11 protein-coding genes and 1 pseudogene are annotated in these 13096 nt (G+C 64.3%); 2 read left to right on the top strand and 10 right to left on the bottom strand.

Features of this window, described 5'->3' with window-relative positions:
* The first annotated feature begins 15 nt into the window (after positions 1-15).
* Positions 16-1476: a hypothetical protein gene (locus tag AC1DQ3_RS32600; RefSeq protein WP_477124240.1), complete on the top strand. Its 1461-nt coding sequence runs from the start codon at positions 16-18 to the stop codon at positions 1474-1476.
* A gap of 407 nt (positions 1477-1883) precedes the next feature.
* On the opposite strand, the gene AC1DQ3_RS32595 is transcribed toward AC1DQ3_RS32600, so the two are convergent.
* The 3 genes and pseudogenes from AC1DQ3_RS32595 to AC1DQ3_RS32585 all read right to left on the bottom strand — a co-directional run bounded on the left by AC1DQ3_RS32595 (position 1884) and on the right by AC1DQ3_RS32585 (position 4519).
* Positions 1884-3050, bottom strand: a complete 1167-nt coding sequence (locus AC1DQ3_RS32595; RefSeq protein ID WP_477124239.1) for a YncE family protein — start codon at positions 3048-3050, stop codon at positions 1884-1886.
* Positions 3051-3447: 397 nt separating this feature from the next.
* Positions 3448-3795 (bottom strand): annotated as a pseudogene (locus AC1DQ3_RS32590) (tyrosine-type recombinase/integrase); the annotation flags it as partial.
* 364 nt (positions 3796-4159) lie between these two features.
* The gene (locus AC1DQ3_RS32585) at positions 4160-4519 is read right to left on the bottom strand and encodes a hypothetical protein (RefSeq protein WP_477124238.1); all 360 of its coding nucleotides are present in this window, start codon (positions 4517-4519) and stop codon (positions 4160-4162) included.
* A gap of 21 nt (positions 4520-4540) precedes the next feature.
* On the opposite strand from AC1DQ3_RS32585, the gene AC1DQ3_RS32580 reads away from it, so the two are divergent.
* Positions 4541-4993, top strand: a complete 453-nt coding sequence (locus AC1DQ3_RS32580; protein WP_477124237.1) for a VOC family protein — start codon at positions 4541-4543, stop codon at positions 4991-4993.
* A gap of 321 nt (positions 4994-5314) precedes the next feature.
* Here the strand turns inward: AC1DQ3_RS32580 and pdxR are convergent, their stop codons facing one another.
* The 7 genes from pdxR to AC1DQ3_RS32545 form a co-directional block, all read right to left on the bottom strand.
* The gene (gene pdxR / locus AC1DQ3_RS32575; protein ID WP_477124236.1) at positions 5315-6856 is read right to left on the bottom strand and encodes a MocR-like pyridoxine biosynthesis transcription factor PdxR; all 1542 of its coding nucleotides are present in this window, start codon (positions 6854-6856) and stop codon (positions 5315-5317) included.
* A 137-nt stretch (positions 6857-6993) separates the two neighbouring features.
* On the bottom strand, positions 6994-7650 hold the full coding sequence (gene sorB / locus AC1DQ3_RS32570; RefSeq protein WP_477124235.1) for a SorB family sulfite dehydrogenase c-type cytochrome subunit: 657 nt from the start codon (positions 7648-7650) through the stop codon (positions 6994-6996).
* Between the two features lie 11 nt (positions 7651-7661).
* Positions 7662-8915: a SorA family sulfite dehydrogenase catalytic subunit gene (gene sorA / locus AC1DQ3_RS32565; protein WP_477124234.1), complete on the bottom strand. Its 1254-nt coding sequence runs from the start codon at positions 8913-8915 to the stop codon at positions 7662-7664.
* A 79-nt stretch (positions 8916-8994) separates the two neighbouring features.
* Positions 8995-10434 (bottom strand): NAD(P)/FAD-dependent oxidoreductase, encoded by a 1440-nt coding sequence (locus AC1DQ3_RS32560; protein WP_477124233.1) that lies wholly within the window; start codon positions 10432-10434, stop codon positions 8995-8997.
* A gap of 37 nt (positions 10435-10471) precedes the next feature.
* On the bottom strand, positions 10472-10876 hold the full coding sequence (locus AC1DQ3_RS32555) for a nuclear transport factor 2 family protein (protein ID WP_477124232.1): 405 nt from the start codon (positions 10874-10876) through the stop codon (positions 10472-10474).
* Between the two features lie 289 nt (positions 10877-11165).
* A complete protein-coding gene (locus tag AC1DQ3_RS32550) occupies positions 11166-12530 on the bottom strand; it encodes an amino acid permease (RefSeq protein ID WP_477124259.1) in 1365 nt (454 codons plus the stop codon).
* A 296-nt stretch (positions 12531-12826) separates the two neighbouring features.
* Positions 12827-13096: thiamine pyrophosphate-dependent enzyme (locus AC1DQ3_RS32545; protein WP_477124231.1), on the bottom strand; the 270-nt coding region annotated here is incomplete at its 5' end.

Here is a 13096-nt window from a genome sequence, read left to right as displayed (position 1 = left end):
ACAAGGAGACAAGCCGTGTTTCAAGTATCCAGCACTATCGCACCCGCCAAGGCCCGCAACTGTGGGAGTTACCGGTGGTTCGCAGCGGTCCTCGCGTGTGGCGCGTTTGCGCTGGCGATTGCCAGCGCAAACGCGCAAGTGCCGATGGCACCTGCCGCCGAATCCACGCGCGCCGTCACCACCGGCAAGGACCCGATTCCCGGCCCGCGCAATTGCTTCTGGTCGCGCGGCCCTGCCAGCGCTGATCCCTACATCAATATTGCGTATCCGGATGCTGGTACCTTCTATTGGGCGGCGACGTTCTCGGTACCGGAAGGGGCCAGGCTGTCCGTGGAGGGAGAATTCCCGCATTCGCGCTATATGTCGCTGATCAGCTATGACGGCGCCGGCGTGCCAGTCGAGTCGGTGGCCGACTATCTGCTCAAACCGGCGCCAGGCGCCATCAATCCTTTCTTGCCGGGGGCTGAACGTAATGCCAGAGCCCGGAGATACTCGCTGGCGGTAGTTGATGGCGCGCCGGCGGCCAACCAGCCGGTCGGCATGAATCAGGTTGGCCAGCAACGTGCGACATTGCACGCACCCAAGTACGGAGCCGGCCAGCAAGTTATCCTGTACCGCATTTATGCGCGTGACAAGGGGACAGACGAGACCGGCGGCGCCGGGCTGCCGCTTCCAGTGCTGACGCTGGCAGACGGCAGGGTGTTGAAGGGCGGCGCGGCTTGCCCGGCCTTGCGGACAAAGCAGCCGCTCCAGTTGGATGCTGCCGCGCTCGCGGTCCCGATGGAGAAGTACCACGAGCTCATTGCCGCCGCGCGCGAAGTTGGGAAAGCGAAGAATGAGCCGGCTTATCCGGCTACCAACCCACCAACCTGGTATATCCAGTACGACCGCGAGTATCTGTACAGCCTCTATACCGGCAAGCCGTTAGCCAATCCGAAGAAGAGCACGGGGGGCTTTTATCCGAATCTGGACAACCAGTACATCCGTACCATTGTCAGTCGCAAACTTGGCAAGGTGTTCGTCATCCGCGGGAAGGCACCTACCACGCCGAAAACGTACAACGGCGACGCAATCATGGGTAACGGCGATCTGCGCTACTGGTCGATGTGCTCCAACCAGGGTTTTGCCAACACCCGGGTCAACGCTTGCGCTTATGACGAGCACATTCCCGTGGGCCCGGATGGCTTCTACACCATCGTTGTCAGTCGGAGAGAGGATCGTCCGCGCAACGCAATCGATGTATGTGGCATCACCTGGCTGCCGATGGCAGATGACGGCGACGGCGCGGCGGATGCCGACGTCACGGTGGTTCAACTAAGGCACATGCTCGGCACGTCGAACTTCCCCCATGCCGTGCAGGCGATTGAAAAGCCCGGTGATGAGCGAAAGGTCATGGGTGACTATTATCCGCAGGGCCGCTACATGTCGACGTCCGCATTTGAAATCGCGCTGCCTTGCATGCCTGGCAAACACTGATCCGAGGCACTGCCAGCGTAGCCATCCTGAATGATGGCTACGCCTGAGGACACACTCCAAAGCAAAGGAACCTTGTACGTTTCTCTACGCGTCCGAATTCCGTGGGGATCACGCTTGATTTTCTTGAGGGCGCGGCCTGTGCAGCAGTCGTCGGAGCGCTCTGCAATTTCGTACTGCTTCCAGCAGTTTGACAGTGGTTGGTTATTCATGCCGCGCAGAGGAACGATCACGCGTCCGTTATCGCTGCCACCTGCTGCGCCCCTGGCAGTAGCGCTTGCGTTACTGCCGCACGCGGGGCCTGTCCTGACCAAGTGCGACACGCCCGCGCCCGCCAGCAGGCAAACGACAACGTGCTCGACGTCGCCGGCGCGAGCCGGGCGGCTACGCAAGCACCGTCTCCCATGCACTCAGCGTACGGTGAACACCGAGATCCCGGCGTTAGGAAACGTCGCGTCTTTTCCCGGCTGGTATGGCACATAAACCTGACCCGACGGCCCGTCGACCGCAACCGAATGCGCACCGGCGCCCACCGGCAGTTGGGCGATGATCGTTCGGCTGGCCCCGTCCACAATCGCCATTTTCGGAGTGAACCCCGAAGCCGCCGCCGTGCCACTGGCCGTCCAGTGCCGTGCGGGCAGGAAATAACGGTTCGACACGTTGTCGTAGGCAATCTGATCGACGCCGCCGAACGGAAGTTTCGCGAGCACCTTGCCGTTGGTGCGGTCGAGAATCAGGGTAATGAGTGGATTGCCCGAGCTCGGGTCGCATCCGACCATCACATCCTGGTTCGGTCCGAGCGCGAGGCCGCTGGGCGCACATGAGCCCAACGGAAACGTTTTCGTCACGGCCGGATGCCCGGCGACAATCGAACTCGCCGGGATCACGTCAAGTTCGCCGTCCGGATTTGCCGCAGTTCCGTCGTTGTTGATGAGGAAGCTCTTCGTGCCTGGGTCGTAGGCGCATGACTCGAGGCCCGACGAACCGGTGAACGTCAAACGCCCAACGATGGCCTGCGTATCCGTGTTGATGAACGTCGTGTACGGCGGGGTCTCGGATGGACTTGTAATGCCGACCAGGTGATCGTCGGAATCGAAACAGCCTCCGTCGACGCGCGTACCTGACGTGTTGAGCGGAATCGTCTTGACAAGTAGTTGGGAAGAGGTGTCGATGATCTTAACTGAATTGACGTCTCCCACGTACAACGTGGTCGTGCCAGGCAGGCCTACCAGGCCGTTCGGTCCCGAGGTGTCCAGGCTTGCCCCGATGCCCAAAAAGTCCCCCCGGATTTGCTCGATCAGTTGATTCGTACTGGTGTCGACCACATCGATCGCCTTGTTGTTGCGGTCTGCCAGGAAGTATCTGCCATGATCGGCGTAGCTGACATCGAAGGTGAACGGCGGGCTTATGGCATTTGGCACCACAATATTTGTCACCAGGTGAGGCTGAGTGAGGGTGGCCTGAGGGAGGCTGTTCGGAGTGGGGCTGTCGTTTGACCCTCCGCATGCAGCAACCAGACACACGGCAATCGAGCATACGGCGGCCAGCGCACCGCGGTGCGCGTTCTGACTTTTCATAACTGTCTCCTCTGGACATAACTGTCTCTTGGAACTACGCCGGCTGCGGACAGGTTGGGAGGCTTCGATTTAAATTGCTTACGCACGATATACATCCGAACTGTCCGTTTCCATACGGCGACAATGGCAAATATCAAGTTCTATTCAGAATCTGTAATCATAAAAATCCCTAAAACATTGATTAATTAATGCGTTGATGTGCTGAATCGCGCCTGTCAGAAACATACTGGCAATCACCGGGCCGACGACGCATCTCATGCGCCCCATCGCCCTCTCAGGCCGAAGGACGGTGCATATCAGCGTTGATCTGATATACCATATGCCATACACAGTATTTCACAATAAGGTTTACGAGCATACATGCGCGAAAAGTACGATTTCCCCGTCGAGCGCAGCTCCAGGCGCGCAGTCGTTCGAGCAGCACCGGCGAGAGCATGGCGTAACGGTCCTTGCGACCCTTGCCTTGTTCGATCCGCAGGGTCATGCGCTCGCTGTCGATATCGCTCACCTTCAACGCCACCACCTCGCTCGCGCGCAGGCCCGCACCGTAAGCGACCGCGAGCGCGGTCCGGTGCTTCAGGTTGCCAGCGGCAGCCAGCAGCCGGGCGACTTCGTCGTGGTTGAGCACCACCGGCAGGACGCTTGGTACCCGCACCGGGCGCGTCCTGGCCATGCGTTGGGCATCGCCGAGGGTCACTTCAAAGAAGAACTTCAACCCGGTGATCGCGGCATTGAGTGAAACCGGGGGAGATGCCGTGATCGTTGGCCGGAGGGTTACCGCGCGAGCGGTCTAGTCCTCCGACCCTCTGCGGCCGCACGTGCCACGTGTGTTGAACGACTGCACCGGGGCGGTGATCGGACATTCGACAAAATCCGAGAGCATCGCGGCTCCTGCTGTTTGGTAGGGAGGTTTAAACTCGACGTTGTTCGTGGTCCCCGCCATGTACGTGTTCGCAGGAAGCACGCACGCGCGCGATGTGGCCGGGAAGGCACCAGGCGCAGACGACCTGGACGAACATCGCCAGATCGTCCGGATCGAGCGCGATATTTATCCAAGAATGGATTAAACAAATCCTGTTTTACCGTCTGGTGTCAGACGACTTCAATCCTCATACTTGAGGTGTCGCCCAGTAGGGGACCGTTTCCGGGCCGCCGGCCAAGGTGGCCACCGCAACAGCTTCATGAAGCGGCTGGTGCCGCCGAAACGGCAGAATGGCGCCGCATACGCCGGCCACTTGCGTAATCGCCGGTCCATCGGCAAAGTCGGCTTGTGTGAACGTGGTGCCAGGCGGCGTTGCGCTGGGATAGGCAACAATATCGGTGAGCCGGAGCGTCCAGCCCCGCGCTTCCAACGCCGCCGCGAGATGCCACCCCAAGGCGCTGGCGGCGCCGGTCGAAAGCACGGGCTGGTTGGTGGATCCGCCATGCGAGCGGACAATGTTGTGATCGAGTTTGTGAACGCTATCCACTGATTACAAGAGGAGAGCTAAATGGTTAACTCCACAAAGCCGCGCGCCATCGGCTTCAACCACGTAGCGCTGGAAGTCGGCGATATCGAGGAAGCGCTGGCATTCTATGGCCGCATCTTCGACTTTCAATTGCGCGGCAAGAGCAAGACGATGGCCTTCATCGATCTTGGCGACCAATTCATCGCGTTGCAGGCGGGACGCAAACAGCCCGCCGATGACGGCCGGCATGTCGGCCTCGTTGTCGATGACAAGGAGGCGGCGCGCGCGGCCCTCAAGGCGGCGGGGGTCAAGCCGATCGACGGTCCGTTTCTGGATTTCCGCGACCCCTGGGGCAATCGCATCGAGATTGTGGGCTATGACAATATCCAGTTCACCAAGGCTCCGAACGTTCTGCGCGGCATGGGCCTGACGCAATTGACCAAGAACGAAAGCGCGAAAAAGGAGCTGGCGGAAAAAGGGATGGCGGCGAGCTAGAGTCCCTCGTGTGTTGCATCGCCCTGCATGCAGGCGGATCATCTGCTTTGCTATTTGTAAATTTCTGCAAGTTTTGTTCAGGTGACGCTCTCGGCAGGCTTTGTCAGAACAGAGCTTGTGTAATCCGCACCGCATCCCGCGTCTGCCGGATACCTGCCAGACCTTTCCGAAGCCGGACAGAGGGCACACGATGGATCCTCGGCCTTGTCAGGCATGTCAAGCCGCAGCGCGTGGCCAAGCTGCGGACCATACGCGGGAGTGTGGCGTGACGATTCCAGAGTGAGGCCTGTCCAGGACACGCTCCGCCGATTCATCCACCAGTCACCGCACCATCGCCTGCCCGATCAACTGCCCCAGCAACTTGACGCCTTCCTCGATCCGCTCATCCGCAATCGCCGTATAGCCCATCCGAAAATGCGGCGACGGCGCATCCGTTGAAAAGAACACATCGCCGGGCTCGATGATCACCCCATGCGCCAGCGCGATCCTGGCCAGCTTGCGGGCATCGAGCCCTACCGGCCCCTCCACCCAGAACGACGAAGCCCCCGGCGAGTTATGCGCCCGCGCCTGCGGCAGGTGCCGCGCCAGCATGTCCCGCAAGATCTCCGCGCGGCGCTGGAAGATCGGTGCCACGCGCCGCAGCAGCGCGTCATGGTGGCCAAGCGAGATAAACAGCGCGGTAGCCCGCTGGTTGTTGGCTGGCGGATGCCGCAGCATGAAGCGGCGCAGCGCGCGCGCCTGGCGGATCACGGCGGCGGGCGCCACGACATAGCCAAGCCGGATGCCCGGTACGAAGGATTTGGACAGGCTGCCCACGTAGATCACGCGGCCGTCGCGGTCCAGGCTCTTGAGCGCGGGGACCGGCTGGGTCAGCGCCGGGTTCTCGGTGTCGTAGTCGTCTTCGATCAGCACCACGTCATGGCGCCGCGCTTCGAGCAGCAGCGTCTCGCGCCGCTCCAGCGGCATGGTGACGGTGGTGGGGCACTGGTAGCTCGGCGTGATGAAGGCGTAGTCGCATTGCGCCAGTGCGTCGTCCGGGCACAAGCCGGACTCGTCCACCGCCAGCGGCACCACCTCGCGGGCGCGCATGCCGAAGATATGGCGCGCGTCGTTATAGCCGGGCTCTTCCAGCCCCACCCGCGCGCCCTGCATCAGCAGGTCGGCCAGCAGGTACAGCGCATTCTGCGCGCCCATCGTGACCATGATCTCGTCTGGGTTGGCCCAGACCCCGCGGCGCGGCAGGATGTGCTTCTGCAACTGTTCGATCAGCAGCGGATCGTCCCGGTCGATCAGGTCCGAGGCCCAGCCCCGGATCTCCAGCACGGCCAGTGCCATGCGCGAGCACTCGCGCCAGTCGGCGGTGGGAAACAGGGCGGGATCGAACTGCCCGTAGATAAACGGGTAGGGATAGTTCTGCCATTCGGTGGGCTTGACGATGGCGCGCTTGCCGGTCATGTCGGGCAGGCGGGCGCCCCAGTCCGGGCCGCCTTCCGTGGCCGCTTCGGGAGCGGGTGTCCCCACTGCCCCCACTATTCCCACTATTCCCACTGTTCGCAATGGCGCCGAGCCCGGCCTGACCGCACTGGGCAGCTGCTCCACCACGAAGTAGCCGCGCCGCGGCCTGGTCTCCAGGAAGTGCTCCTCGACCAGTTGCTGGAAGGCCAGGATCACTGTGTTGCGGGCGATGCCGAGCGTGGCCGCCAGCTCGCGGCTGGAGGGCAGGGCGCTGCCTTCGGGCAACTGGCGCGCCAGGATGGCTGACACCAGTTGCTGGCGCAGTTGCGCCTGCAGGCTGACCCCGGAATCGGAGGATAGCTGTAGCAGCCGGTTCCAGAACGTGTTCGCCTTGCCTATGCTTGCCATGCCCCTCCCGTTGTCATGGCCGCGGTTGCGGCCGTCGTTCGTGTGCAGCGGATGATGGGCGAACCCGCGCACTGGCGCAAGGGGGCGCAAGCCTTCGCCACGCCGCTGGCGAGGCGAAGGCGGCGAGGCCGCTTCCCTTAGCGGCCGAGAATCCACCCCGCCAGGCTTTGCAGGTCTTCCGTCGTCAGGGTTGCGTAGGCTGGCATCGGCACTTGCCCCCACCTGCCCGCGCCGCCGGCGCGGATGTTTTGCGCCACCACGGCCGCGGCGCCAGGCTGGTTCGCGTACTTTGCCGCGACCTCCTTGAACGCCGGTCCCACCACCTTCTTGTCGACCGCATGGCAGGCGGTGCAGCCATTGGCCGCAAGCAGGGCCTGGGGATCGTGGGCCGTGCCCGTGGCGGGGGCAGCCACCGGTGCCGGTGCGCTGCCTTGCGCCGCGGCCTTGCCTGCATAAGCCGTGCGCTCCGCGCCGTAGGTCTTCGTCAGGTAATCGACCATGGCCGGGATGTCTGCCTCCGGGAAGGGCGCGCCAAAGGGCTTCTTCATCTTCCTGACCGTGGCGTCCCAGTAGCCGCGCGGCGACGAGGGCGGCTGCGTCAGCACGTATTGCGCGGAATGGCAGGTCATGCAGTTCTGCTGCACCAGGCGATAGCCGGGCAGCTCGCTCGGCGTGTAGCGCGCGGTCTCCGGCGGCAGCGTGATCTCCAGCGCGCGCGCGGCGGGTGCGCAGGCCATGGCGGCGAGGGCAGCGATGACGAGGGCATGGGGGCGGGTCGATCTGGCGAATTGCATGGCTGCCTCCTTCATGCCGCGACCACGCGCGTGGTTTCCACCACATTGCGCATATAGCCGGCCGGGTTCCACAGTGCGGTGAGCGGCTGGCTCTGGCCGATGCGGTTGCTGGCGCGCACCTTCAGCTCATACTCGCCTTTCTTCGGCGGGGTGAACGCCGCCGTCCACTCGCGGAAAGAGTAGCGGCCCAGGTCCTTGCCCAGTTGCGCGGCGCGCCAGGTGTGGCCGCCGTCGGTCGACACCGCCACCTCATCGATGCCATGGCCTGCGTCGAAGGCGATACCGCGCAGCACGGTTTGCTTGCCGGCATGCAGTCTTGCGCCATCGGACAGGCTGGTGATAAAGGAACGCACGTTGAAGCGGTTGATCGGCACCGTGCGCGCGGGCGCCGTGCCGGGTGCCACGCAGGCGCAGGTATTGTCGGGGATGCGGTAGGCCGGGTTCATCCAGAAGCCGTCGAACGGCTTGTCGAGCACCTGGATGTCGGCCAGGTGCTTGACCCAGTAGGTGCCGTAGTAGCCCGGCACGATCAGGCGCAGCGGATAGCCGTTGAGCATCGGCAGGTCCGCGCCGTTCATGGCCCAGGCGAGCATGACCTCGCCATCGAGCGCATGGTCGATGGCCAGCGCCTTGACGAAATCCGGGCCACCCTCCAGCGGCGGGTGGTCCATGCCGTCGAAGCTCACCTGCATCGCGCCGGCCTGCACGCCGGCCCTCTCCAGGATTGCCTTCAAGGGCACGCCGGTCCAGCGCGCGTTGCCCATGGCGCCATTGCCAAGCTGGCCGCCGTTGGCGCGCGGCGAGAAGAAGCCCCGGCTATTGCCCGAGCACTGGTTGACCGCCACCAGGTCCACCGGCGTGGCCAGCCGCTTGATTTCGTCGAGCGAGAGTTCCAGCGGCGCATTGACCTTGCCGCCTACGCGCAGCCGGTAGGTTTGCGGGTCGACGCTGGTGGGGATGCCGCTCCAGTGATAGCGCACGAAGAAGGCATCGTTGGGCGTGATCGGGCCGTCGTTGAATACGCCGAACGGCGTCTCCAGCTGCGGCGGCCGGCTGGTCAGCACGATCAGCGGGCGCTTCTGGGGAAAGGCCACCAGTTCGCGCTCGCCGTTCTCGAAGGGGAGTTCGACGCGCGCATCGGCGGTGGCCGCCAGCGCCTGCAGCGCGGGGTGGACCAGCGCCGCACCGGCACCCAGCGCGCCCAGGGAGCGCAGCACGCCACGGCGGCCCGGCTGCGGTGGTACGGAATGATGGCCTCGGCCCATGCCTGCCTCCTCGTCTTTTAGTGGGGATAGCGGTCTTGGGCGACGCCGCTTCGGTCGAACTTCAGGTGACCTTTGGATTTTAGATGACTTCGTCCTTCATGTGGTACCAGCGGTAGAGGAACCACTGCCCGAAGCGGCGGAACGGCGCGAACGCCTGTGCCTCGACCATCTCCCGCACATTCGGGAACGGCAGCGCCGAGCGGAAGATCGGCAGTTCCGGCCCGGCGCTCTTGCCCGCGATCAGCGCCGCCATGCGTTTGCCGGCCTGCGCGGAATACATCACGCCGTTGCCGCCGTAGCCCATCGCGTAGTAGATGGTCTGGGCCGGGTCCGGCTGGAAGATGCGCGGCATCATGTCATGGCTCACATCGACCCAGCCCCACCAGGAATAGTCGATCTGGATGCCTTGCAGCGCCGGGAACTTGCGGTGCATGTCGTGGATCAGCTTCTCCTTGTATTTTTGCTGCGGCGCATCGTTGCCGGTGATGGCGCTGCGGCTGCCGATCTGCAGGCGGCCATCCGGCATCAGCCGGTAGTAGTGCCGCAGGATGCGGGTATCGGTGATCACCTGCGTCGTACGGAAATTGCACGCCTGCCGCTCGGAAGGCGTTAGCGGTCGGGTCACGATGGAATTCGACAGGATCGGGAACAGCCGGTTCTTCAGTTGCGCATGCAGGTGCGGCGACGTGTAGCCACCGGTCGCCACGCCGACCGCGCGGGCGCGCACAATGCCGCCGGGTGTCTTGAGGTAATGTACGCCGCCGCGCGTCTCCCAGCCCGTCACGGGGCTGGAAGGGTGGACCTTGGCGCCCAGCGCGCGCGCCTTGCGCAGGTAGCCGAAGGCCAGCTTGCCGGCGTGGATGCCGATGCCCTCGGGTTCGTGCATGGCGCCGGCGGCTTCCTTGTCGTCGACGTACTCGCGCTTGACGGTATCGGCGTCGAGGATGCGCGCGTCGTACTTGAACACATCGCGCAGGATCCTGGCTTCCTTCTCCAGCGCCGGCATGACCTTGTCCCGGTGCGCGATATACAGGTGGCCACCCGGCTGCGGCTCGCAGTCGATGTCCTTGATCAGGCCCTTGAAGGTCTCCATGCCGTCGCACACTTCCTCGTGCAGGCGCAGGGCGGTATCCAGGCCGTAGCGCTGGATCCACTGCGAGCGCTTGAGCCGGCCCGAGGCACACTGCGCCTGCCCGCCGTTGCGCGTGCTGCAACCCCAGCTCACGCGGTTGGCTTCCAGCACGGTAGCCTTGATCCCATACTCCTGCGCGAGGAAGATCGCGCAGGTGAGCCCGGTGAAGCCCGAGCCGATGATGGCCACGTCCACATCGATATCGTGGGTGATCGGGCCGTCGTCCGGCGGCGGCTCGCCGGCGGTGCCGATCCAGTAGGTTGGGGCGTACTCGCGGCCCTGGCCGGGCGTATGCGCGACCAGCGGATCGTAGGCCGGGTCGTACGGCTTCGAAGGCGCGGTGGCGTGGCCTTCGGGCAGGATCAGTCTTGCGGCGGTGGCATCCATTCTTGTCTTCCTCGTGTGCCCTCTGGAGGGGCTGGATTCAGTTGCTGGCGCCGTTGGCGGCAACGGGCGGGCGATCCTTGCGGTACGCGTTCTTCACCGCGATCTTGCCGTCGCGGAAGGTGAATACATCCACCATGCGCGCCTCGATGCGCGTGCCGTCCGCCTTGGTGCCGCGGAAGGTGGATTCGCTCACGCCGCGCTCGCCTGCCACGAAATGCTCGCCGTCGAGCCATGCCGCGTCGGGGAAGGCCTGCCATGCCAGCTGGAACCCTTCGCGCACCGCCTCGCGGCCTTTGAAGCTGCGGCCGAACAGTTCGCCGCCGGCCACGGCGTGGAACACGCAGTCCTCGGCCATGAAGTGCATCAGCGCTTCGATATCGTGCCGGTTCCAGGCATCGCTGAACGCTTGCAGGGTGGCTTCGGTTACCGGGGAATTTGCCATTCGAGTCTCCTGGATGTTGTGTGTGATTCGCGCAATGCGCGGACCTGTGCGCCTTATGACGTCAGCATAGTGAGGTGGCACGCAATGCTGTAGGGCCAGATCCCGTAAATCGTTTGGGCCAGTGGCCATCCGCTTACCTCCGCTTACCCGAAGCCGCGCATCAGGTGCGCCGCGCCCGGCACGTACAGCGCCACGAACGCCGTCTCGAATGCGGGCTCGAATGCAGGCTTGCCGGAAGGGAAGCCGCGATGTGCGTATCGCGGCAAGGCGGATGGAGGCGGTGGGCGTGTCAGTCAGCCCGCCGCACCTCGCCCATTGGTGCGGCGGCGCCCGCGTGACTGCGGTACAGCCGGCGCGCGGCGTAAGCGATCAGCAGGATGCCAAGGCTGGCCACGCCAAGCAGCAGCGGGGTACGCTGGTCGGGGATAAAGGCCATGGCAACCACGATCCCGACCATGCCGGCGATGGCGACCCAGGTCAGGTACGGGAAGGCCCACATCCGCACCTTGAGCCGATGCGGCGCTTCGCGCTCGAGCCGGGCGCGCAGGCGCAGTTGCGAGATGGCGATCAGGATGTAGACGAAGATGGCGACCGTGCCATAGGAGTTGACCAGGAACGCGAACACCTTGTCCGGCGACACATAGGACATCACCACCGCGCCGTAGCCGAACAGCGTGGCGAACAGGATGGCCCGGACCGGCACGCCGTTGCGGCTCAGCCTGGACAGCCCCTGGGGCGCATCGCCGCGCTTGGTCAGCGCGAACAGCATGCGCGACGAGGCGTACAGCCCGGAATTCAGCGCCGACAGGACAGCGGTCAGCACCACGGCGTTCATGATCTGCGCCGCCGCCGGGATGCCCATGGCCTTCAGCGCACTGACGTACGGCGTGGCGATGCCGACGGAATTCCACGGTACCAGGCATACCACCAGCAGCACCGAACCCACGTAGAACACCAGCACGCGAGTGATGACCGAGCTGGTGGCCCTGGCCACGGCCTTCTGCGGCTCGGCGGTTTCCGCCGCGGCGATGGTGACGATCTCGGCGCCGAAGTAGAACCCCGTGGCCGCTACCGCGCCGGTCAGCACCGGCATGATCCCGTTCGGCGCAAAACCGCCGTGCACGGTGAGGTGAGCCACGCTGGCGGTGGCGCCCGGCCACATGCCGAGCACGAACAGGCCGGCCAGGAACAGGAACACCACGATGGCGGCCACCTTGATCGAGGCAAACCAGAACTCGAACTCGCCGAAGGACTTCACCGAGATCAGGTTGGTCAGCGTGAGCATCACCAGCAGCACCAGGCTGATGCTCCAGGCGGGCACGTCCGGTAGCCAGAACTGCACCAGGGTGGCCCCTGCCACGGCCTCCAGCGCGACCACGATCACCCAGAAATACCAGTACATCCAGCCGGTCAGGAAGCCGGCGAGTTCACCCGTGGCGGGGCGGTCGCTCCAGGCCTCGCGGGCGTACTCGTAGAAGGAGCCCACGGTGGGCAGCGCGCACGCCATTTCACCCAGCATGCGCATGACGAGTACCACCAGCAGGCCGGTGATGAGGAAGGAAATGACGGCGGCGGGGCCGGCGGACTTGATGACCACGCCGCTGCCGACGAAGAGGCCGGCGCCGATGACGCCGCCCAGCGCGATCATGGTCATGTGGCGCTGCTTCAGCCCGTGCTTCAGGCCGCTTGATTGCTGCTGTTCGGTAATCACTTTGCTTGTCTCCTGCTCTGCACAGGGCCGCGCGCCACGGTTTCTATAGTAGGCCGGCGATAGGCTCGCCGCCGGGTCCGTGATCGCGCCGGATGACGCCGGTGCGGGTTGCGGCAGGCGTAGCGTATCGCATGCGCCGCCTGCCGCGAGGGTCGGATCATGGCTTGCCCGGACCTGTTGCGGTATCCGGGCAAGCGCTAGTCACGCGCTCATGGGCATGCTTTCCTGCTGTCCTCCGCTCAGACGTAGTCCTTGTACTTGTCGAGCATGCGCACGGGCTTGGCCAGGGCGTCGCGGCGGAAGGGGTCGCCCAGTTCGCGGGTGCACATGATCTCGATGATGGTGGTTTTGCCGTGGTTCATCTGCAGGTCGATGGCGCGCTTCAATGCGGGGCCCACGTCTTCCAGCTTGTCGACCACGATGCCCTCGGCACCCATGGCGCGGGCGATCTCGGCGAAGCTCTGGTTATCCAGTTCGCCGGCGACGAAGCGGCGGTTGTAGAAGTCCGA

This window comes from Cupriavidus sp. 01T418 (assembly GCF_056398885.1).
Note: the sequence above shows the minus strand (reverse complement) of the source record. Positions and strands in the feature narration are given on the sequence as shown.